At 64.9% G+C, this 20,959-nt stretch carries 20 protein-coding genes; 8 read left to right on the top strand and 12 right to left on the bottom strand.

From position 1 onward, the window contains the following. Window positions 1-124: 124 nt before the first annotated feature. Window positions 125-823: a sirohydrochlorin chelatase gene (locus ACSVIE_RS02625; protein ID WP_442422931.1), complete on the bottom strand. Its 699-nt coding sequence runs from the start codon at window positions 821-823 to the stop codon at window positions 125-127. Window positions 824-885: 62 nt separating this feature from the next. Between ACSVIE_RS02625 and ACSVIE_RS02620 the strand changes: the two genes are divergently transcribed. Beyond that, complete coding sequence (locus ACSVIE_RS02620) at window positions 886-1,545, top strand: trimeric intracellular cation channel family protein (protein ID WP_442422930.1); 660 nt, start codon at window positions 886-888, stop codon at window positions 1,543-1,545. Between the two features lie 13 nt (window positions 1,546-1,558). Next, a complete protein-coding gene (locus tag ACSVIE_RS02615) occupies window positions 1,559-1,981 on the top strand; it encodes a hypothetical protein (RefSeq protein WP_426003779.1) in 423 nt (140 codons plus the stop codon). A gap of 194 nt (window positions 1,982-2,175) precedes the next feature. On the opposite strand, the gene ACSVIE_RS02610 is transcribed toward ACSVIE_RS02615, so the two are convergent. The 4 genes from ACSVIE_RS02610 to ACSVIE_RS02595 all read right to left on the bottom strand — a co-directional run bounded on the left by ACSVIE_RS02610 (window position 2,176) and on the right by ACSVIE_RS02595 (window position 6,866). Next, a complete protein-coding gene (locus tag ACSVIE_RS02610) occupies window positions 2,176-3,042 on the bottom strand; it encodes a type IV toxin-antitoxin system AbiEi family antitoxin domain-containing protein (protein WP_442422929.1) in 867 nt (288 codons plus the stop codon). A gap of 585 nt (window positions 3,043-3,627) precedes the next feature. Next, the gene (locus tag ACSVIE_RS02605; protein ID WP_426003781.1) at window positions 3,628-4,731 is read right to left on the bottom strand and encodes a polyprenyl synthetase family protein; all 1,104 of its coding nucleotides are present in this window, start codon (window positions 4,729-4,731) and stop codon (window positions 3,628-3,630) included. Between the two features lie 9 nt (window positions 4,732-4,740). After that, window positions 4,741-6,084, bottom strand: coding sequence for a geranylgeranyl reductase family protein (locus ACSVIE_RS02600; RefSeq protein ID WP_442422928.1), 1,344 nt, complete (start codon window positions 6,082-6,084; stop codon window positions 4,741-4,743). 11 nt (window positions 6,085-6,095) lie between these two features. Further along, complete coding sequence (locus ACSVIE_RS02595; protein ID WP_442422927.1) at window positions 6,096-6,866, bottom strand: demethylmenaquinone methyltransferase; 771 nt, start codon at window positions 6,864-6,866, stop codon at window positions 6,096-6,098. A 90-nt stretch (window positions 6,867-6,956) separates the two neighbouring features. Here ACSVIE_RS02595 and ACSVIE_RS02590 point away from each other — a divergent pair, with 90 nt between their 5' ends. From ACSVIE_RS02590 to ACSVIE_RS02575, 4 genes are all read left to right on the top strand, one after another. After that, window positions 6,957-8,312 (top strand): isochorismate synthase, encoded by a 1,356-nt coding sequence (locus ACSVIE_RS02590; RefSeq protein ID WP_442422926.1) that lies wholly within the window; start codon window positions 6,957-6,959, stop codon window positions 8,310-8,312. A gap of 158 nt (window positions 8,313-8,470) precedes the next feature. Further along, window positions 8,471-9,268, top strand: coding sequence for an ABC transporter substrate-binding protein (locus ACSVIE_RS02585; RefSeq protein ID WP_426003785.1), 798 nt, complete (start codon window positions 8,471-8,473; stop codon window positions 9,266-9,268). Between the two features lie 107 nt (window positions 9,269-9,375). Then, complete coding sequence (locus ACSVIE_RS02580; protein WP_442422925.1) at window positions 9,376-10,167, top strand: amino acid ABC transporter permease; 792 nt, start codon at window positions 9,376-9,378, stop codon at window positions 10,165-10,167. A gap of 11 nt (window positions 10,168-10,178) precedes the next feature. After that, window positions 10,179-10,961 (top strand): amino acid ABC transporter ATP-binding protein, encoded by a 783-nt coding sequence (locus ACSVIE_RS02575; protein WP_426003787.1) that lies wholly within the window; start codon window positions 10,179-10,181, stop codon window positions 10,959-10,961. Window positions 10,962-11,024: 63 nt separating this feature from the next. Here ACSVIE_RS02575 and menD read toward each other — a convergent pair whose 3' ends face one another. From menD to ACSVIE_RS02550, 5 genes are all read right to left on the bottom strand, one after another. Beyond that, window positions 11,025-12,728, bottom strand: coding sequence for a 2-succinyl-5-enolpyruvyl-6-hydroxy-3-cyclohexene-1-carboxylic-acid synthase (gene menD / locus ACSVIE_RS02570; RefSeq protein ID WP_442422924.1), 1,704 nt, complete (start codon window positions 12,726-12,728; stop codon window positions 11,025-11,027). Between the two features lie 159 nt (window positions 12,729-12,887). Continuing rightward, on the bottom strand, window positions 12,888-14,978 hold the full coding sequence (locus ACSVIE_RS02565; protein ID WP_442422923.1) for a PhoX family protein: 2,091 nt from the start codon (window positions 14,976-14,978) through the stop codon (window positions 12,888-12,890). 75 nt (window positions 14,979-15,053) lie between these two features. Further along, on the bottom strand, window positions 15,054-16,073 hold the full coding sequence (locus tag ACSVIE_RS02560; RefSeq protein WP_442422922.1) for an o-succinylbenzoate synthase: 1,020 nt from the start codon (window positions 16,071-16,073) through the stop codon (window positions 15,054-15,056). A 61-nt stretch (window positions 16,074-16,134) separates the two neighbouring features. Beyond that, on the bottom strand, window positions 16,135-16,347 hold the full coding sequence (locus ACSVIE_RS02555) for a hypothetical protein (RefSeq protein WP_442422921.1): 213 nt from the start codon (window positions 16,345-16,347) through the stop codon (window positions 16,135-16,137). Window positions 16,348-16,433: 86 nt separating this feature from the next. After that, complete coding sequence (locus ACSVIE_RS02550; protein WP_442422920.1) at window positions 16,434-16,733, bottom strand: hypothetical protein; 300 nt, start codon at window positions 16,731-16,733, stop codon at window positions 16,434-16,436. 91 nt (window positions 16,734-16,824) lie between these two features. Between ACSVIE_RS02550 and ACSVIE_RS02545 the strand changes: the two genes are divergently transcribed. Both ACSVIE_RS02545 and ACSVIE_RS02540 read left to right on the top strand, forming a co-directional pair. Continuing rightward, window positions 16,825-17,457: a DUF2510 domain-containing protein gene (locus tag ACSVIE_RS02545; protein ID WP_442422919.1), complete on the top strand. Its 633-nt coding sequence runs from the start codon at window positions 16,825-16,827 to the stop codon at window positions 17,455-17,457. Between the two features lie 70 nt (window positions 17,458-17,527). After that, a complete protein-coding gene (locus ACSVIE_RS02540) occupies window positions 17,528-18,577 on the top strand; it encodes a LacI family DNA-binding transcriptional regulator (protein WP_442422918.1) in 1,050 nt (349 codons plus the stop codon). A gap of 106 nt (window positions 18,578-18,683) precedes the next feature. Here the strand turns inward: ACSVIE_RS02540 and ACSVIE_RS02535 are convergent, their stop codons facing one another. Next, entirely contained in the window at window positions 18,684-20,057 is a 1,374-nt protein-coding gene (locus ACSVIE_RS02535) for a glycoside hydrolase family 32 protein (RefSeq protein ID WP_442422917.1), read from the bottom strand. Between the two features lie 25 nt (window positions 20,058-20,082). After that, a complete protein-coding gene (locus tag ACSVIE_RS02530; RefSeq protein ID WP_442422916.1) occupies window positions 20,083-20,955 on the bottom strand; it encodes a carbohydrate ABC transporter permease in 873 nt (290 codons plus the stop codon). Window positions 20,956-20,959: the final 4 nt, after the last annotated feature.

Below are 20,959 nucleotides of genomic sequence, written 5' to 3'. Positions count from 1 at the left end.
AGCCAGCAAAGGTCCGGAAATGTTGAGTCACCTAGGGAAACATTTCGTCACGAACAGCACGCCGGCCTTGTTCCCGCCCGGTTTCTATGCAGTCCGAATCCGCGTCATTTCGGCGAAATATGGCTTAGGAAAGGCTGCCCTTGATTGCGTCATATCTCTCCAGTGCAATCGCTGCCAGGACCTTCGACGGCAGCAGCGGATCGCTCACAACGTCGGCTCCGGCCTTGAACAGCTGGTCGTGGAAATACCCGGTGGCCAGCAGGTAGGACGCCACGAAAACCCGGCCACCCTCCGCGCCGAGTTCGGCACGCAAGGAGGCGACGCCGTCGGGCACGTTCGGCTGGGCGCTGGCACCATAGGCGACCCGGACCGTGTTCGGCAGCAGTTCGGCGAGCAGGCGCGCCTGCTCTTCGGAGTCCACGGACCCGTCCGGAAGTGACGAACCCGCGGCAGCCAGCAGCACGCCGTCGTGATCCTGCAGGCCGGCGGCCCGCAGGCGCGCGGCGAGCAGCTCTGCCAGGCGCGGGTCGGGGCCGATCGGTTTGGCGGCGACTACCTCGGGCCGGCTCTTGATCGCCTTGGGCACGTCCACCTTGATGTGGAAACCGGTGCTGAGCAGGAGCGGCACCACCACGGCCGGGGTCCCCTGCGGCAGGCCCTCCACCACACCGGACAACTCGGGTTCCTGGACGTCGACGTAGGCCTCAAGGACCTGTAGCCCGGGCCGCAGTTCCTCGATGTCGGCCATGACCTGGCGGATGGCAGCCTGGCCCTCGGTGTTGCGGGTTCCGTGGGCACAGGCGATCAAGACGGGGCTGTTCATGGGAGCTAGCGTAACGTTGAGCCAGCACCAGTTGAGAAGCACGTAAAGAAAGAACCGTCCACTTGATTTCCCTTGACATCGTTCTTTTGTGGCTCGACCTCATCGGCGTGTTCTTCTTCGCCGTCTCCGGCTCCCTGTTGGCTGCCCGGAAACAGTTCGACGTGCTCGGTTCCATCCTGCTCGCCTCAATCGCGGCCTTGGGCGGCGGCGTCATCCGCGACATCATCCTCAATACCGCTCCCCCCGTGGCCTTCACCAACCCCGCCTACCTGGCCCCACCATTGCTGGCCGCCATGCTGGTCTACTACCTGTTTTCATCGGTCCAGCGCTTTACCTCGCTTTTGACACTGTTCGACGCCGGCGGGCTGGCTTTGTTCTGTATCACCGGGACCCTGAAAGCCCTGACCGCGGGGATGAACCCTGTCACCTGCATCCTGTTGGGTGTCACCACGGCCGTGGGTGGCGGTCTCCTGAGGGACATCACCGCCAACGAGATTCCCACCCTCTTCAACAACCGTGACATCTACGCCCTGCCCGCCTTTGTCGGGGCCGGGCTGACCACGCTTTTATGGGACCTGGGGCTCTTCAGCGGGCTGACCGCCTGCCTGATCGCAGGGGTGGTCTTTGCTTTCCGCGTCACGGCGTGGCGGCGCGGTTGGTACGTCCCCCTGGCAGTGCGTGGATGGCACCGCGCCGGGGCGAATCCGGGGGTCCGCGATTAGCTAGGATGGGAGCATGACTGACATGTTCCTCGAGAAGTTCCGCGCGCTGGTCCCAAAGTATCTCGAGGATGAATGGCAGGAAGAAGACGGCCTGACGCCGGAGGAACTCGATGACGCCCTGTCCGAGCACTCCTTCACCATCCCCCTGGTGCTCCGCGAGTTTTACCTCGCACTCGGTGGATGCGAAGACCTCATGGAGGCCTACCACTACTTCTGGGACCCCGAGGAACTCGAAGTCGATGACGAAGGCTTCCTCATGTTCCTCGAGGACGAGGACGAGCAGTTCACCTGGGGCTTCCGTGTAGCCGACCTCAGCATCCCGGATCCCATCGTCTACCGCCGCAACAACGCCCGCGGCCAGTGGAAGAGCGAGGAAGGAACGTTCTCCGAGTTCGTCTTCGACATGTTCGACTGGGCGTTCAACGACGAAGACTAGGTTTTCCTGGTTCACAGCCCCCGCGCAGCCCTTGGGTTGGCGGGGGCTGTTTTGTTAGCGGGCGCTGATTCTGGTGCAAGCGTGCCGCCACCACCCACTTTGAATGGGATGTGGGCCGGACACGCCGTTCTACGGGCCTCCCGGCCACCTTTTGCTCTCAAAGTTGGTGGTGGCGGTACAGGCTTCGCGAAAAATTACGACGGCGGCGGGCCGGCTATGTAGCGGTAGGCGCCGAAGAGACCAGCCTCCCTGTTTTCCAGGACCTGCAGGACCTCGTCCACCATCCGCTGCGGGTGGTACACGACATCCGCGTAGTAGTAGTGCAGGCTCAGGCGTCCGCCCCGGATGGAAGCGTTGTTCCGGTAATGGTCCTTTTTCACCTGCTTTGGCTCAAAGTGGGTACTGCCGTCGAGTTCCACAATCAGCCAGTCCTCGATCAGTATGTCCACCTCCCCCACCCCGGGGACATCCGCGTGCATCTGGACCCGCAGGCCTGCCCGGCGGAAGTGGGTGTGCGCCAAAACTTCCAAGAGCGAGTCGGCCCTTGGCAGGACCAAATCCACTAGGGCGCGAAGCTTTCCGTTCCGGTTGCCCTTCATCTTGCTTTCCAGGAACTTGGTGGTCAGCAATGCCTGGCTAACGGCACTTTGCACCATGACCAATGCTTCCAACTCGGGGAGGCATCTCATGGCATGGAGCAGAACGTCAGCAACTCCAGCCACCGGAAGGTAGGGATGATCCGGGTGGATGCACTGGCCGTGGTGGACGATCCGACGCCGGGCCAACCCCGTGGTGCAACTGAGGTGCAGGTCCTTGACATCGTGAAGGGTCCAGAGCCCATAGAAGCGCGCTGCCGAAACGCACGTCAGCTTCCCGTTGGCTCTGAACGCGGCCACGATATCCGGATCGGCTGCCTTGGACACGTACACACCACGATGGAGTCGACTGATCCGGCCGGACCTGACGGCTTTGGCCAGGCTCCGCCGACTGAACCCTGCGGCGTAGAGGGATGTGGTGGTGGCTGCTCCGTGGCGGCTGCGAAGGAAGTTGTTGATGCTCATTCCGACATCATGTTGGCCCCGGAAGGCCCGGCCGGTCACACCAAATGGGTTATGTGGAAAACTTCCTCGGCCCCCACCACCCACTTTGAGGGGGGCGACCATGACTTCAGACCCCTTTTTCGGCGTGTCGCCCGATCCGGCGGGGCAAAGTGGGTGGATGCGGCACAGCGCCAAATCTGTAAATCGCTGCACACCAGGGAAAAAGCCATTGACGGTCAATGTTGCAAATGTGACAGGGTTGTCATAAGCTATTCACGGATCCACTAAATGCCTCCGGTGGATCTGATGCGAACGGAGATTGTGGTCCCGGTTCGGTGCAGCGTATGACTCGTAACGTTGCAGCGAGCCGGGGCCATTCCTTTTAAGCACCCATGACAAGCCCAGTGCACGGTAGCCCACGTGCCGCCACCACCCACTTTGAAGCCACCAAGTGGGAACACGCCGCAAAAACCGGGCTTCCCGCCCCTGTCCATGCCCAAAGTTGGTGGCAGCGGCACACCCGGAGCACAAAAGCAGCAACCCAAGGCCACAAAAAAGCAGGCACCCAACCCTCAAGGTCGAGTGCCTGCCTGGAGCAAAGGGAAACTAGCTGCTGCGGTCCACCACTGCGTGGGCGAAGTTGGTCAGGGACGCCTTCACAACACCCTCCGGCAGCGGGGCGAGCGCTGCTATGGCCTGGTCCGACCAGTCGCGGGCGATCTTCCAGGACTCCGCCGTGACGGGGTGCTCGCGCAGGCCCGCGACAGCCTCAGCCAGGGCGGAGTCGGAGGACAGGTCGCCATCCACCAGTTCAAGCAACGAAGCAGCCGAGGCATCCCCTGCGGCAGCGTCACGGCGGAGCAGGAGCACGGGCAAGGTGGGCACGCCTTCACGGAGGTCGGTGCCAGGAGACTTGCCGGACTTGACCTTCACGCCGGTGACATCGATGACGTCGTCGGCCAGCTGGAAGGCCACGCCAACCTTTTCGCCGTACTCCACGAGCACGTCTTCGAACTCCGGAGCAGCGCCGGCAAAGATTGCACCGAGCTGCCCGGATGCTGCAACCAGGGATCCGGTCTTATCAGCGATGACAGAGAGGTAATGCTCCACGGCGTCTTCGTCTTCGCGGGGACCCACGGTTTCGTGGAGCTGCCCGAGGCACAAGCGCTCGAAGGTCCGGGCCTGGATCCCCAGGGCACGCGAACCGAGCTCGGACACCAGGATGGATGCACGGGCGAAGATGAGGTCACCGGTCAGGATGGCCACGGAGTTACCCCAGACCTCATGGGCTGTAGGAGCACCACGGCGGAAGGGTGCGGAGTCCATGACGTCGTCGTGGTACAGCGTGGCGAGGTGGGTCAGCTCCACGACAACAGCGGCCTGGACAACCTCGGGACGTGAAGCATCACCAAGGTGCGCGCACAGCAGCGTCAGAAGGGGACGGATACGCTTGCCACCGGCTTCCACCAAGTGACGGGACGTAGCGTCAGCCAAAGGGTCGGAGTTGGAGATGGCCTCGCGAAGCTTCTTTTCCACCCGTGCAAGGTTGGTGGTGATGGCTGGGCCGAGCTCGGGATCGCCGGCAATTGCGGCAAAGCCGGCGGGCAGCTGGAGGCCCGTCGCGATTGCGGTGGTGTTGGGGGCGGGCTCGTTGGAGTCCGGCAAGCCGTGACCGGCGTGGGTCCAGCTGTGTTCGGCAGAGTTCGTCACGGGTTAACCCTAACTAGTTGGTGCGGAAACCGCGGTCTCGGCCCCTGCCGCCGTCACAGAGCGGGCAGAGGAAGTATTTGACGTGGGAGGGACAAGCATTTCAAGGACCCTGATCACGCGGTCTTCAAAACCCTTGGCGGAGGAGTCCGTGAGGTTTGCCAGCATGCGGACCACAAAGCGCATCAGCACAGGAATGGGCATACCCGTGCGCAGCGCCAGCTTCATCACGGCGGGCTTGCCGATCAGGAAGGCAAACGCCCTGCCGAGCGTGAAATGCGAACCCCACTGGTCCCGCACGTAGTCCGCGTACCGCGCAAGGTGGGCATCGGCGTCGTGCGTGGCCCAACCGGCCGAAGCTGAACGGGAGGCAGCATCGACAATAAACTCCGCAGCAAACCGGGCCGATTCCATGGCGTAGGAAATGCCCTCACCGTTGAACGGGGAGACCATGCCGCCGGCGTCACCGAGAAGCAGCAGCCCAGGCGAGTAGTGCGGTGTGCGGTTGAAGCCCATCGGCAGCGCGGCTCCACGGATCTCCCCCACCTGGTTCTCCGGCGTGAAGCCCCAATCGGCGGGCATGCCGGCGGTCCATTCGCGCAGGACCTGCTTGTAGTCGAGCTTGCCAAATTCCTTGGAGGAGTTCAGGATGCCGAGGCCCACGTTGGACGTGCCGTCGCCGACGCCGAACACCCAGCCGTAACCGGGCAGCGGCTTGCCGGACTTGCCGGGCAGTTCGAGCCAGCCTTCCATCCAGTCGTCGTCATGCCGCGGCGAGGTGAAGTAGGTGCGCACGGCAACACCCAGCGGGCGGTCGTCGCGCTTGTGCATCCCCAGTGATACGGCAGTCCGCGTCGAATTGCCGTCCGCAGCCAGTACGACGTCGGCATGGAAGTCGCGCTGTTCGCCCGTCTTGCGTCCGGACTCGTCCAGGATGGCGGCGCGTGCGCCGATAACGCGGCCGTCGTCGTCCTGCAGGGCGCTGGTGACACTGTGGCGTTCAAGCACGACGGCGCCCGCTGCCTCCGCGTGGCGGGCCAACGATTCGTCGAAACCGAGGCGGGTGCGGATCAGTCCGTACGTGGGAAAGTCGGAGACTTCCGGCCATGGCAGTTCGATGGTGCGGCCACCGGCAATCAGTCGGAGTCCCTTGTTCCGTCGCCAGCCCTCATCCCGGGAATGCGGCAGGCCCAGCTTCTGGATTTCACGGACGGCCCGGGGAGTGAGCCCGTCACCGCACACTTTCTCGCGCGGGAACGACGTCTTCTCCAGCACCGTCACATCGATACCGGCCTGGGCGAGGTAATACGCAGCAGTGGACCCCGCCGGGCCCGCGCCAACTATCAGTACTTTCACGGTGTCCTAAGTCAGCCTGACTGCGCGCCCGTCCGGCGCGGCTTGATCTGGCGGCGCAGTTTGGCCACGGGAACACTTTCGCGGTGCTCGGCAGGCTTCTGCGCACGGTGGACGGCCACGATGCCGCCGCTCAGGTTGCGGTAGGTGACGTCTGTCCAGCCGGCATCGGTCAGCCACTGGGCCAGGTGGTCCTGGTCCGGCCAGGCACGGATGGACTCGGCCAGGTAGACGTAGGCATCCGGGTTGGAGGAGACCTTGGTGGCGATGGCGGGCAAGGCACGCATCAGGTACTCGGTGTACATGGTGCGCCACAGCGGAACCACGGGCTGGGAGAATTCGGCAATGACCAGGCGGCCGCCCGGCTTGGTGACACGGAGCATCTCCTCGAGGGCCTTGCGGGGTTCGTTGACGTTGCGCAGCCCGAAGGATATGGTGCTCGCGTCAAAGCTGTTGTCCGCGAAGGGCAGGTTGGTGGCGTCGCCGGCAATGAAGTCGATGTCCGGACGGCGGCGCTTGCCCACCTTGAGCATGCCGAGCGAGAAGTCGCATGCCACAACATCCACACCGGCGTCCGCGTAGGGTTCGCTGGAGGTGCCCGTTCCGGCAGCGAGGTCCAGCACGCGCTGACCCGGCTTCACATCCATGGCATCGACCACGATCCGGCGCCAGCGGCGCGTCTGCCCCATGGAGAGGACATCGTTCACGACGTCGTATTTCGGGGCGACATCGTCAAACATCGTCGCAACTTCGTCAGGACGCTTTTCCAAGGATGCTCGGTTCACCCTGCAATTGTCTCAGACATTCCCCCGAGTTTGCTTCCCTGTAGAAGTCGGGGCGGGTTCCGGCGGCACCGGGAGTACTGTAGTTGCATCATGACCAGCACGCTCCGCACCTTGACAGTCCCCCTCGATGTTGATTCATCCTCCGGGGGGCTGCCGTCGTTTCTGGTCCGTGACGACGTTCTCTGCTGGTCCCGCCGCGAGGCCGGCCTGGTGGGTTACGGGGAGTTGACCCGGTTCAGCGCCACGGGTCCGGAGCGGTTCCTGGAAGCCGATATCTGGTGGCGGCACCTGATTCTCGAGGCTGACATCACGGACCACGTCGAACTTCCCGGCACGGGCCCCGTCGCCTTCGGCTCGTTCGCCTTTTCCAAGACCTCCCCGCACATTTCGCGGCTGATCCTGCCGGAGCTGGTCATCGGCATCCGGGACGGCCGCGCCTGGGCTACCCGGTTGACCTTCGACGACGGCGACCTCACCGAAGAAGGCGTCCTGGCCGCCGTCGGGCACTGGCTAAAGCCCGGCGAGGCGGACGGTGGGGAGCAGGCGGCAGGAGGTCCCGACGTCGGGATGTCACCTGGGGTTGCCGCGCTTGACGGTTCCGCCGGTCACCTCAGCAGCGGCTCGCTGAGCGAGGCCGCGTGGATGGAAGCTGTTGCCAACGGCGTGGAGGAGATCCGGGCCGGGAAGCTGGAAAAACTGGTGCTCGCCCGGGATGTGGTGGCTACCCTCCCTGAGGGCGTCAACGCGGCCGAGGTCCTGCGGCAGCTCGCCGCCCGGTACCGGGAATGCTGGACCTACGGGGTGGACGGGCTGGTGGGTGCCACGCCGGAGATGCTGATACAGGTTGAGGGCCGCACCGCACAGGCGCGGGTGCTGGCCGGGACGCTGGACCGGCGCGATGCCGAGGGCGTGGACGGCTCCCCCATGGAGTACGCCGAACGGGTCTTGGCGGGATCGGAGAAGCAGCGTCATGAGCACGAGATCGCGATCGACTCGCTGACCCGGCAGCTGGCCCCGTTCTCCGAGGCCATGAACTCGCACAGCGAACCGTTCATCCTGGAGTTGCCCAACGTGTGGCACCTGGCCTCGGACGTCAAGGCCGAGCTGGCTGATATCGAGGGCCACGTACCCACGTGCCTTGCCCTGATCAATGCGCTGCACCCTACCGCCGCCGTGTGCGGAACCCCGACCTTGGTGGCGGGGGCCCTGATCCGGAAACTGGAGCACCTGGACCGCGGGCCCTATGCCGGACCGGTCGGTTGGCTGGATGCCGCCGGCAATGGCGAGTGGGGCATAGCCCTGCGCGGCGCGGTGATCGAGGACGCCAACACGGTTCGGCTTTATGCGGGCTGCGGGATCGTGGAGGGCTCGCAGCCGGAGGCGGAGCTCGCGGAAACGTGGGCCAAATTCCGGCCGATGTTGGAGGCCCTGGGCATCCGGCGCTGAATCCGGGATCCCAGACAGAGACTCCGTAAGGGCCCTTGCATGTTCGGTACAGTAGTTATCCAATAGTGAAACTTCGTTTCCTGTGATGCACATCTCACGTTCGGCGCTACACTAAAACCGACTCAGTTCAGCATCCACTGCAACAAAAGGTAAAAAACATGCAGATCTCCCGTTCGGTTCTGTCCGGTACCAAGATGGCCGCCGTGCTCGCCGCCGGCGCCCTCGCCCTGACCGCCTGTGGTGGCTCCTCCACCCCGGCAGCGTCCTCGGGTTCGGGCCCGCAGCTCATCAACGCCGGCAAGCTGACCGTGTGCTCGGACATCCCTTACGAGCCGTTCGAGTTCCAGAAGGATGGCAAGAACGTCGGCTTCGACATGGACATCGCAGCCGAGGTCGCCAAGGACCTCAAGGCCGAGCTCAACGTGGTGGACAGCTCCTTCGAAGCAATCGAGACCGGCACGGCACTGACCGGCTGCGACGTCTCCATCTCCTCGATCTCCATCACGGACGTGCGCAAGAACGTCATGGACTTCTCCACCCCCTACATGGATGACGACCTGACCCTCGTTGCCACGTCCTCTTCCGGCATCAGCAACCTGGACGGTGCCAAGGGCAAGAAGGTGGGTGTCCAGCAGGCCACCACCGGTGCCCAGTACGCCAAGGACAAGGGCATCGAAGCGCAGCAGTTCGAAGACTCCGGTCTCCTGGTCCAGGCCCTCAAGGCCGGTACCATCGACGCCGCTGTCGGCAACGGCTCCGTCCTGGGCTACGCCATCAAGGACGACTCCAACCTCAAGCGCGTGGAAGACTACGCCACCGGTGAGAAGCTGGGCATCGCCATCAAGAAGGGCAACACCGCCATGGCCGACTCGGTGAACGCCACGCTGAAGCGCATCACGGACGACGGCACCCTGGAGAAGTTCAAGACCACCTGGTTCGGCGAGGCCGCCAAGTAGCCCGGAGCCCGGCTCCCAAGATCCACGCAGGAGGGGCCCCGTAACGATATGTTCTGATGGACAGTTCGTACGGGGCCCCAACTGCGCAACATGAATGTGAGAACACCATGGCAATGACTGCACGTCAACGCGCCAAAGTCAGTCTGTACGTCCAGGCCGGGATCTTCGTTGTGGCCCTGGCCGCCGTAATCCTCGCCGTGGATTGGACGACCGTAGGGAACAGCGTCTTCAACTTCGCCAAGATCGGGCCCATGTTCCCGGGTATCTTCCTGGTCGGCCTCAAGAACACCCTCATCTATACCGCCCTCGGTTTCATCGTGGGACTGTCCGGCGGCCTGCTGCTCGCCCTGATGAAACTCTCGTCTTTCCCCTTGTACCGGTGGATTGCCACGGGCTACATCGAGTTCTTCCGCGGCGTTCCCGCGCTGCTGGTCTTCATCGCGTTCGGCTACGGCGTGCCGCTGGCCTTCGGGATCCAGTGGGACGTCATCGTGATCGTGATGGTTTCCCTGGGCATGGTGGCCGCCGCCTACATCGCTGAAACCCTCCGCGCCGGCCTGCAGGCCGTGCCCAAGGGCCAGATGGAAGCCGCCCGGTCCCTGGGCATGCCGCATTGGCGGGCCATGATCTCGATCGTGATCCCGCAGGCTTTCAAGATCGTCCTCCCGCCGCTGACCAACGAAATCATCCTGCTGACAAAGGATTCCTCGCTGATCTACGTCCTGGGCCTCACCGCCTCGCAGTACGAACTCACCAAGTTCGGCCGCGATGGCATCTCCAGCCTGGGCGCCGGGTTGACCCCGCTCCTGGTGGCAGGTGCCTTCTACCTGATCATCACCATCCCGTTGAGCCTTTTGGCACGGAAGTTCGAAAGCCGCTCCGCGCGGACCAAGCGATAGGCAGGACTGTCATGAACAACTCGGCTACGGTCCACGCCGCGGGCGTGGACATCAAGGACCTCCGCAAGTCCTACGGCAGCAACGAGGTCCTCAAGGGCATCTCCCTGTCGGTGGAACCCGGCCAGGTGGTGTGCCTGATCGGTCCTTCCGGTTCCGGCAAGTCCACGCTCCTGCGCTGCGTGAACCTCCTGGAGCAGCCCAACGCGGGCGTCATCAAGGTGGGCAACTTCGAGGCCACCGATCCCGACGTTGACCTCAACCGCATGCGCCAGAGCGTGGGGATGGTGTTCCAGCACTTCAACCTGTTCCCGCATTTGAGCGTGCTGGACAACTGCACCATTTCCCAGGTGAAGGTCCTCAAGCGTTCCAAGGCCGAGGCCTCCGATGTTGCCCGCCGCAACCTGGAACGCGTGGGTCTGGGCCATCTGGCCGAGCGCTACCCGGACCAGCTTTCCGGTGGGCAGCAGCAGCGCGTGGCGATCGCCCGTGCGCTGTCCATGGATCCCCAGCTCATGCTGTTCGACGAGCCCACGTCCGCGCTGGACCCTGAGACCGTGGGTGACGTGCTGGCTGTCATGCGCAAGCTGGCCCAGGAGGGCATGACCATGCTTGTGGTCACGCACGAGATGGGCTTTGCCCGCGAGGTCGCCGATCGCGTGGTCTTCATGGATGGCGGCGTGGTAGTGGAGGAGGGCGCGGCCGAGCAGGTCATCAGTGCGCCCACCCAGCCGCGCACCAAGGAGTTCCTGCGCCGTGTCCTGGATCCGACCCACATCGACGTCGTAGAGGACTGACGTGATGTGGGAGGGCATCCGCTCCCCGGATGCTCTCCCACATCCCGACGCGTTCGTGGCGTTTCAGGCCGTGAGCACCTGGCCGACCGCGGCGGAGACGGCAGCCCTGATCCGGGCGTGCAGTCCGCGCAGGCCCACGCGGTCCACGCGCACCTCCACGATGGTGCGCCCCTTGAGCGGTGCCTTCAGCGCGGCGGCAAGTTCCGCCGTCGTACTTACCACCTGGTGCCCGACGCCGTAAGCCGCCGCGAGTGCCGAAAGGTCCACAGAGTGCGGGGTACCGAAGAGGCGCTCGACGGCGGTGCCGTAGGCCCCCGATTCGTGGACAGCGCCGTGTTCGAGAAGGCCGAAGATCGCCCCTCCTGAGTCATTGAGCACCACGATCCGCAGGTCCGGAACGGGTTCGCCGTGGCCGAGCAGGAGCCCGCCGGCGTCATGGAGGAAGGTCACGTCTCCCACCAGAACGGTGGTTTCGCGTCCGCTGCCGAGGGCGATTCCCGTGGCCGTGGCGAGGGTGCCGTCGATTCCTGCCAGGCCGCGGTTTGCATAGACGGTGGCGATGGGATCCGGGTGCGGCTGGCCGGCGAGGTCCACGTCGCGGATACCGTTCGAAGAACCCAGCACCAGCTTGCCGCGCGCGTGCTCCCACACCGTCGCTCCAACAGACGGACCCACGGCCGGCTCCCCGGCCAGGATTCCATCCAGTGCGTGTTGCGCGGCGGCCCCCGCCAGCAGCCAGGAGTCCAGCCATTCGGAGGAACCACGCCCTGAAAAAGCGGCCAGCCCGGGCAGGGTGTCCACGGGTTGCTCGCGGCGCCGGCCTGCCTGGTACCACGCCACAGGCACGGGCTCGTAGATGGCGGTTTCCACTGTTTCGCGGGCCAGGAGCGCCGAAACGGGGCGTGACAATGTGGGTCGGCCAAACAGCACCACGCGCTCGACGGGGGTGGCCGATTCCGGACCAAAGTGCTCCAGCAAAATGCGGTACGGGCCCACCGCGTTGGGCCCGAACCGTGCGTTGGAGGACGGTTCAGCGAGCAGCGGCAGCCCATGCGCCCGGGCGAAAGCTTCGGCCACGGGACCGGCGTCGTGCCCTGCCAAAACTACCGTGCGGCGCTCCGGGAGGCTGGTCGGCGCCGGAGCCAGATCCAGTGCCTGGGGTCCGGCGTCGTAATGGAAAACGCTGTGGCCGGAAGCGGCGGGAAGCGTGTCCCCGTGTTCGGGCACCAGCGGGTCGCGGAAGGCGAGGTTCACCTGGACAGGCCCTGGCGGGGTGTCCTCCAGGGCACCGGTTGCCGCGTACAGTGCGGTAGCGGTGGCCCGCTGGGGACTGTCACCGGCGGCGACATCGACGGCGAACCGCACGTGCTCGCCGAAAAGGTCCAGTTGGGTGGTGGTTTGGTTGGCGCCGGTTCCGTGAAGCTCCTCCGGCCGGTCAGCCGACACGACGATCAGCGGCACAGCGGCATGATTGGCTTCCATCACGGCGGGCAGCAGGTTCCCGACGGCGGTACCCGAGGTGGTCACGACCGCTGCCGGCGCTTCGGTCGCCAAGGCAAGGCCCAACGCGGTGAATCCTGCATCGCGTTCGTCGATCCGGACGTGGAGGAGGACCTTGCCGGCGGCTTCGGCTTCCGCCAGTGCGTAGGCCAGGGGCGCGGACCGGGAACCTGGCGCGACCACCACATGCCGGACACCCCCATCGAGGAGGGCTGCGACCGCTACCCGGGCGGCGCCGATAGATGTCAAAGAGTCCTGGGAAGTCACCGTCCCAGTCTATTGGCGCCGAAGGGCCGCAAAAGGTGAGAGAGCGTCCGCGTGAAGAGGGTCATAGGTGAGAGAGCGCCCGTCCCTCTCTCACCTAAGGCCCCTTAAAGCGAAACGCTCTTCCACCCCCGGGGAAAGGAAGAGCGTTTCGGGACAAATCTACTTGCGGAACACCTGGACCACCGAAGGACGCGGTGCACTGGCTGTTCCCGGGGCCGCGGTCTGGCCGGGCAGCACGTAGTCCGGGAAGTAGGAGTTCTGGGCAGCGAAGGAGCCGTCCTCCCCCGGGTGCTGGACTGCCACAAATACAGTGCGCTCTTCGTCGTGGATGATCGGCCCACAGGTTTCGGCATCGCGCGGAACCGCCAGGAACTGCTCCACCTTGCCGCGCTCGGGGCCGTCGAGGGTGACCTTGAAGAGGCCGTCGGCGTATCCGATGGAGGAGGGTGCGCCGTCGGTGGAGATCCACAGGTTGCCCACGGAGTCGAAAGCGACGTTGTCCGGGCAGGAAATCGGGGAAACCTTGTCGGCGGGGAACCCGGAGAAGTAGGTGGAGGTGTTCTTGGCGGGATCACCGGCCACCAGCAGGAGGGTCCAGTTGAACTTGGTCCCCACCTGGTCCGGTCCCTCGGTGATCTCCACGATGTGTCCGTCGCGGTTGAGCGTGCGGGGGTTGACCTCCGTGGCGCCTTCCTTGCCGGTCTTGCCACGGTCCGAGTTGTTGGTGCAGGCAACATAGACCTTGCCGGTGTGCGGGTTCGGCTCAACGTCTTCGCAACGGTCCATCTTGGTGGGGCCGACCTGGTCGGCAGCGAGGCGGGTGTAGACCAGCACATCAGCCACGGACATACCGGAAACAGCAGACTCGCCGTTCACTACCAGCGGCAGCCATTCGCCAGTGCCGTCGAAAGCGCCGTCGGCGGGCAGTTTGCCGGTGCCATCGATCTCGGCCTGCGGGGAGTCGCCGGTAAAGCGTGCCACGTAGAGATCGCCCTCGGAGAGCAGGTTCATGTTGTTCTTGCGGGCTTCCGCCGAGTCACCCGGCTGGTACGTGCCCTTGGAGACGAACTTGTAGAGGTAGTCGAAGCGCTCGTCGTCGCCCATGTAGGCCACAACGCGGCCGTTCGGAGCGACGATCACGTTGGCACCTTCGTGCTTGAAACGGCCCATGGCGGAGTGCTTCTTGGGAGTGGACGTGGGGTCGAAGGGATCCACTTCCACGATCCAGCCGAACCGGTTGGCCTCGTTGGCGTAGCCGGAGTTGCGGGTGTTGAAGCGGTCTTCGTCCAGTTCCCACTGACGGCTGGTGGCCTTGTCCGTGAGGCCATAACGCTTGTCGGCGGCGCTGGTACCGGCGGCGGTGAAGTAGCCGTTGAAGTTTTCCTCGCCGGAGAGGATGGTGCCCCACGGGGTGGTGCCGCCGGCGCAGTTGCCCAGCGTGCCCTTGATCCAGCGGCCGGCAGGATCGTCAATGGTCTTGACCAGGTTGCTGCCGGCGGCGGGACCGGTCAGCTCGTAGACGGTGTCCGTGAGGAAGCGGCGGTTAAGGGGTGCTCCCTGGACGTAGCTCCACGGCTTGTTCTTGTTCTTGCGCTCGAGTTCCACTACAGCCAGACCGTGGCCTGCGCGTCCGATGGCCCGTGCTTCCGCGGCATCGAAGTCCTTCGGCAGCATGATGTTCTCGTTGGTGTACTCGTGGTTGGAGAAGAGCACTGCACGACGGTCCTTGGAACCCGGGATGGGGAGGATATCCGTGTAGTCATTGTTGTACCCGAACTGGCGTGCCTGTGCGGCGGCGGTCTGGTTGTTCAGGTCGAATGCCGGTGAGTCGGCGAACAGCGGATCACCCCAGCGGATCACCGGCTTCCAGTCGAAGCCTTCCGGAACAGTGAAAGCATCCACGGATGCGTCTACCGGCTTGATGGCCGTGAACTGGAGCTTGGACTTCGCGAAGCCCGTCTTGGCGGCGTTGGAGAGGCCCTGGCCGCCGTCGGCCACAGCGGTTTCGGATCCGGTCACCGCACCGCCAAGGACGATTGCCAAGGCACCGGCGGCACCGAGCCCCAAAGCGGCGCGGCGGGACATGGCGGTGGATGCAATGTCGCGGAAGTAACCGTTGGCGCTGGTGTTGCAGACGTCTCCAGCGCAGGCGTTGTCGCACTTCAGGGCGCAGGTGACGGCGCTGCGCTTGCCCTTGGTGTGACCGAGCATGGGCAGCAGCGGGAACGTGCGGCCGGTGGTTTCAGACATGGGTGACCTTCCAGGGGGTATAAACGTTTCACGCCGAGCCTTGCAGCGGAAACCGAATCCGAGAGGGCCCTCTGGTTAAGAGTTGGTGAACAAACCTTGCCCGGGAGATGCCAGGACCGTGTGGACCCTGCGAAGGCGTTCCAGCCACCAGCGGCGACGTTCCCCCGGCGCGGCAAACTGCTCAAGCAGCCCCTGATCGGCAACGGCCTCACGGAGCCGGATGCCGCCGTCGTGCGCTGTGAGGGGGTCCCGCGTGATGTCCGACGCAAACAGCGACACGGTGCCCAGACCGCAGGCGTAGGGCAGTTCCGGCAGGGCGGCTGCGAGCGCCAGCCCGGCCCTGATGCCGACGGACGTGTCCAGTGCGGAACTCACGACGGCGGGAAGGCCGGCTTGGGCGACGATGTCCAGGGCCCGTGCCACTCCCCCGAGGGGCGCGACTTTGACCACGATCAGGTCCGCAGCCCCGGCCCTGGCGACGCGCAGGGGGTCGTCCTCCTTGCGGACGCTCTCGTCGGCGGCGATCAACACCGGGGTGCCTGCCGCAGCCAGGCGCCGCCTGACCTCAGCGAGTCCTTCTATCTCCGGAACGGGCTGTTCGGCGTATTCCAGGCCCACGGCGGAGAGCTTTCCCAGTGCATGCACGGCTTGCGGAACGTCCCAGCCTCCGTTGGCGTCAACCCGGACAGCGGCCTCGGGCAAGGCTTGCCGCACGGCGTGGACGCGGGCGAGATCGTCAGCTAGATCCTGTCCTTTCTCCGCTACCTTCACCTTGACGGCGTCCACCCGCCCGAACCGGGAGAGAACCTCCGTGACGCGATCGGCGGTCACCGCAGGCACCGTGGCGTTGACGGGGATGACATCACGAAGGGCGGCCGGGAATCCCTGCCATCCCGCTTCCACGGCCGACGCCAACCAGCGGGAGGCCTCCGCATCGCCGTACTCCGGGAACGGACAGAACTCACCCCACCCAACAGGGCCCTTGAGCAGGAGTGTTTCGCGTTCCATGATGCCGCGGAACTTCACCCGCATGGGGAGCCGCACCACGTGGGCGGAGTCCAGCAGGTCTTCAAGTGGGGGAAGCGCAAGCACCATAGCCCCAACTGTACCGGCGGCCAATCAGCTCATTTCCGGGCCAATGTGGCTATGTGGACAACTACCCCGCCCAGAACTTCCGGATCCGTGCCAGGCCGCTTCCAAGCACCTCACTGGCCAGCACCACGGAGCTCTCGTCCACACCCACGGTGTCCCATTTGGCCACCACCTGGCAGTCACCATCGACCGGGAGCGGCCACAGCCAGTACCGTGCCTTGACCTCCACCGAGTCGTCGCCGCCGTTCGCCCCGCCGCCCCCAACCGGGACCAACACGGGCCCAGCTATATCAGCATCCTCGACCATAGGAGGCACGGGCTGCGACGCGACAGCCTTGCGGCCATCCGGGTAGGCGACACCGATCAGGAAGCCGGCCCCGTCAGAGGCACCGGCCGCTGGAAGACCTGCTCCATGACATCGCGCCACTCGCGGTCCGTCTCTTGCCCCCGGCGCACAACCCCCATCAGTTCCAGGACGCAGCCGGTGGAATAGACCTCCACGCATTTCAAGGCCACGACTGCCCGTTGACTGGAGTGGATGAACTCACCGATGTGGGCAACCCCGGGGAGCTCGTCCGACGGCGGCCCCGCCCACCCGGGCCGGATGGGCTGTGGCTGACGCGGCCGGGCGGGAGGCTCGGGGAGGTCGTCGAAGAAGGTCATGATTCATCCTTGCACCGCCACGGTTCTTCCGGGAGGGCTGCGCCTAAACATCCGCGCTATTCTCAAAACCACGACTCAATTCAGGGGAATCATGACTTACGCACCACACGGCTCCGCCACACCTCCGGGCTGGTACCCGGATCCCGCCTTCCCGCAGCAGCTGCGCTGGTGGGACGGTGTGCAATGGACTCCGCACCTGGCACCGTTCGCGGGCCAGTTCATGGGACAGTCACTGCAGGTACCGCGTGTGCCCATCAGCAACCAGACGCCGGTGTACAACCCCTTCATTTGGGCCTTGACATTGCTGCCACTGGTTCCGGTCCTGTTGCTTTTGACGTGGCAGCCCGAATTCCGCCTCATCACCACGCGGCAGGGCGCCACCACCCTGGACCCGCTATCCATCTACTCAGGCGGGTACATCGCCTTGCAGATCTCCGGCTTTTTGGTGTGGGCCGTGGGCATCCTGTGCGCGTATATGGACCATCAGCGGCTCACCCGTTCAGGGGTGATCCGTCCCTTCCATTGGGCCTGGTGTTTCCTGAGCCCCATGGTCTACATCATTGGCCGGACCGTGATTGTCCGTAAGGTGGCCCCGGACCGGGGACTTGCGCCCATATGGGCGATGATCGGAGTCGTGGTCGTGTCCTTCATCGTGACGGGCGTCTGGATGACCAACTTCATGTCGCAGATCTACTCGCAGATCGGTTACTCGGTCAGCGCGTAACGCCTGGAACCGCACAACCCTCACACGCGTTAGGTAGACTGCTGACTAATTCCGCTGAAAGGACGCTCCCATGAACCGCAAGGCCACTGCCCTGGACGTCGCCAAGAGGGCGGGCGTTTCCAGGAGTGCGGTCTCGCTGGTGCTCAATGGGCGCGGGGACGGGAATGTGGCCAAGGACAGCCAGGAACGCATCCGGCAGGCCGCGCAGGAGTTGAACTACACGCCCAACGCGATTGCACTGAGCCTGCGGAACCAGCGCTCGCGTGTGATCGGCATCGTATCCGACGAGGTAGTGGTCAGCCCGTTCGACGGCAACATCATCGGCGGCGCTGACGACATCGCCCGCAGTCGGGGGTTCGTGACCGTGGTCATGGATACCGAACTCGACGCCGCCCGGGACGCGAGCGCCATTGAAACTCTGCTGGACCGCCAAGTGGACGGCCTCATGTACGTGACGGTGGGCTTGAAGCCGCTGGATGTTCCGCAGGGGATGCTGCGGGTTCCGTCCGTCCTGGCCAACTGCTACGACAGCCACATCCAGCCGCGGCTTCACCACGTGATTCCGGATGAGGTGGGCGGCGGCCGTGAGGCAACCCGGCACCTGCTACAGCTTGGACACCGGGACATCGCGCTCTTGGCCGGTTCGGCGGACTCACCGGCGGCGCCCCTGCGCGTGCAGGGCTACCGTGAGGCGCTGACAGCAGCTTCGGTCCTGATCAGGGAGGACCGGATCACCAATGCCGGCTGGGACATCGATGCCGGCTTCCACGGCGCCATGAAATTGCTCGACGGCGTGTCCCCGGCGGAGCGTCCAACGGCCATTATGTGTGCCAACGACCGCCTGGCGGTGGGCGTGGCACTTGCCGCCGCGCGCTTGGGCTTGAGCATCCCGGCCGACCTGTCCGTGATGGGCTACGACGACGAAGCCCGCATCGCCGACACCATGGTCCCCGCCCTCACCACAATGGCCCTGCCGCTGAGGGACATTGGCCGTGCGGCGATGACGTCGCTGCTGGATTCCATCGAGGACGGCACAAGTACGACGGCGGCACCCGCCGCGGAGACGATGGTCCCCTGCCGCTTGGTCTTGCGTGAGTCGACGGGTCCAGCACCGCGCTGAACCCCGCGCTTTACCCAAGTGGGTCGCAGTTGTGCGCGTTTTGAGCTCTCTAAACGCGCACTACTGCGACCTAGTTGGGTTCTTGCGGGACCGGCAACGAGTTCACCTACTGAGGCAGGGCCAACTCCCACACATCGGCCGTCGCTCCCGGAGGAACATCAAGAGTCCAGGATTCGCCGGGCGCGGGGTAGGCACGGAGGGTTGTCGCCACGGAGTTGGACGCGTACACCTCCACCAATGAGGCATCCAGGAAGATCCGGAGTTCCTCCCCTGCCGCGAGCTCTCCCCTGTAGACCACCTGACGGTCCCTCCCGGAGCCAAGGACCAGCTCAACTGGACCGGCAGCGCCGGCCACCAACACCTCCGCGAACTCCGGTACAGCCACCGAACCGGACGCCCCGGAAGCCACCAACGCGCCACGGTACGCGGAGACCTCCGGCACAGGAGTAACAACCAGCGCCCCGTCGGCCACCGACAGAACCCGGGGATGCGTCAACACACCCGACCACCCGGCGTCGTCGATTTCCGCCTGGGTGCGGCCCCGGCGGCCGTCACGTCCGGGACCTTCGTTGGCCCAACCGAAGAGCAAGGCCGAAGGTGAAGACCCGGAGGAGAGCTGCACCATCTGCGGTGCATAGAAGTCGCGGCCAAAGTCCGACTTTCCGCCACTTTCAGGAGTAAACACCGGCAGCCCGGTCTCGGGATCGGCCGATAGTGAGCCGATCAGGTGGCCCACACCATTGGCGTGCTCGTGGTCGTCGCCGGAGAGCCACAGGGAGAACATTATGACCCACTGGGAGCCGGAACCGGAGGGAACCTGAACCAGTTGCGGGCATTCCCAGATCTCGGCGGGCGTGTGCCGGGCCGCAATGGGATCGGCAGTGGTGAGCCAGATCCCCTGGTACTTCCAATCGTCCAGGGAATCCACCGTGTACAGCAGCAAGGCTGCGCGCCCGTCGGCCAGTCCGGCACCCTGCATGGCGTAGCGGGATCCGTTGAAGTGGAAGATGAAGGGATCGCGCACAGCGGTAACCAGAGGATCGGAGGGCATGGAGGCGGCGACGTGTCCGTTCTGCTCCCACGTCACGAGGTCGGAGGACCCCCTGGCGATCACCACTTGGGAGTGGCCGCCGTGGTCCTGCACGCCGGAGTAGGCGGCCGTGGGCACATCGCCGTCCAGCGTCACCACCCCCGTCCAGCACCCGGCAGAGTCCGGCCCGCCTGCCTGGGGAACGAGTGCCACCGGGTGTTCTTCCCAGCGGACCAGGTCCGGGGAGCTCACATGGCCCCACTGGATCTGGTGGTGCCGGGCGGACAACGGGTTGTACTGGAAGAACACGTGGTAACGGCCGTTGATGTAGCTGATGCCGTTGGGATCGTTGATCCACCCTTGCGCCGGCCGTGGGTGGAACCGCGGGAATGCCGGGTCCGGGTGCACAGCGGCGCGGGCGAGGGAGGAAACAACTGCGAGATCCGTCATTGGAACCCTTTCAAAGGTAGGAAGCTTATTTGCCCGTGCCGGCGGTGAGTCCATCCTGCAGCGCACGCTGGCCGAACATGAACACCACCAGTGCGGGAATCATGGAGAGGACAACGCCGGCCAGGACCACCGAGATGCTTCCGGTCCCCAGGTTGCCCTGCAGGGACACCAAACCCAAGGGCAGGGTGAAGTTCTGCTCGGAGATGGTCATGATGAGTGGCCTGAAGAACTCGTTCCAGTGGAAGTTGAACGCCAGGATGCCCACGATCGCCAGGCCGGGCATCGCCAGCGGCGCGTACACGGAGCGGAAGGTCCGCCACGGCGAGGCGCCGTCGATCGCGGCCGCTTCAGCGAGCTCAGCCGGGAGCCCCATGAAGTACTGCCGCATCAGGAAGGTGCCGAACGCCGTCGGGATGGCCGGGAGGATCAGCGCGAGCAGCGTGTCGGAGAGTCCAACGCCGCGGATCAGCATGAACACGGGCACGATCGTCACCTGCGCCGGCACCATCATGGTGGCCAGCACAATGGAGAACAGCGCGCCGCGTCCGCGGAAACGCAGGTGGGCGAAGGCATACCCGGCGAGCGCAGCGGTGATCATCTGCCCTATGGCGATCAGCCCGGTCACCAGCGCACTGTTCAGGACCAGGCCCACAATGTTGATCTGCTTGAACACTTGCTCGTAGGAGGCGAAGTCCGGGTTCAGCGGCAGGAAGGCCGGCGGCAGTTTGAAGGATTCCGACGGCGGTCGCAGCGAGGTGGACAGCGTCCAGAGAACGGGGCCCAGGATGAAGACGGACGCGATCAGCAGGGCGACGACGCGCCAGGCTACGGACCAATCCCGCTTCTTCCGCGTGCGTGCGGGTGCCGTGGTTTCAGCACGTTCTGAAATGGTGGTCATGGCG

The organism is Paenarthrobacter sp. NCHU4564, assembly GCF_052156435.1.
In the GTDB taxonomy this organism is placed as follows: Bacteria; Actinomycetota; Actinomycetes; order Actinomycetales; family Micrococcaceae; genus Arthrobacter.
Note: the sequence above shows the minus strand (reverse complement) of the source record. Positions and strands in the feature narration are given on the sequence as shown.

Coding starts and splice junctions, on each gene's coding strand:
- ACSVIE_RS02625 (WP_442422931.1), bottom strand. CDS start 823: ATGAACAGCCCCGTCTTGATCGCCTGTGCCCACGGAACCCGCAACACC.
- ACSVIE_RS02615 (WP_426003779.1), top strand. CDS start 1,559: ATGACTGACATGTTCCTCGAGAAGTTCCGCGCGCTGGTCCCAAAGTAT.
- ACSVIE_RS02610 (WP_442422929.1), bottom strand. CDS start 3,042: ATGAGCATCAACAACTTCCTTCGCAGCCGCCACGGAGCAGCCACCACC.
- ACSVIE_RS02590 (WP_442422926.1), top strand. CDS start 6,957: ATGACCAGCACGCTCCGCACCTTGACAGTCCCCCTCGATGTTGATTCA.
- ACSVIE_RS02585 (WP_426003785.1), top strand. CDS start 8,471: ATGCAGATCTCCCGTTCGGTTCTGTCCGGTACCAAGATGGCCGCCGTG.
- ACSVIE_RS02580 (WP_442422925.1), top strand. CDS start 9,376: ATGGCAATGACTGCACGTCAACGCGCCAAAGTCAGTCTGTACGTCCAG.
- ACSVIE_RS02575 (WP_426003787.1), top strand. CDS start 10,179: ATGAACAACTCGGCTACGGTCCACGCCGCGGGCGTGGACATCAAGGAC.
- ACSVIE_RS02565 (WP_442422923.1), bottom strand. CDS start 14,978: ATGTCTGAAACCACCGGCCGCACGTTCCCGCTGCTGCCCATGCTCGGT.
- ACSVIE_RS02560 (WP_442422922.1), bottom strand. CDS start 16,073: ATGGTGCTTGCGCTTCCCCCACTTGAAGACCTGCTGGACTCCGCCCAC.
- ACSVIE_RS02550 (WP_442422920.1), bottom strand. CDS start 16,733: ATGACCTTCTTCGACGACCTCCCCGAGCCTCCCGCCCGGCCGCGTCAG.
- ACSVIE_RS02545 (WP_442422919.1), top strand. CDS start 16,825: ATGACTTACGCACCACACGGCTCCGCCACACCTCCGGGCTGGTACCCG.
- ACSVIE_RS02540 (WP_442422918.1), top strand. CDS start 17,528: ATGAACCGCAAGGCCACTGCCCTGGACGTCGCCAAGAGGGCGGGCGTT.
- ACSVIE_RS02535 (WP_442422917.1), bottom strand. CDS start 20,057: ATGACGGATCTCGCAGTTGTTTCCTCCCTCGCCCGCGCCGCTGTGCAC.
- ACSVIE_RS02530 (WP_442422916.1), bottom strand. CDS start 20,955: ATGACCACCATTTCAGAACGTGCTGAAACCACGGCACCCGCACGCACG.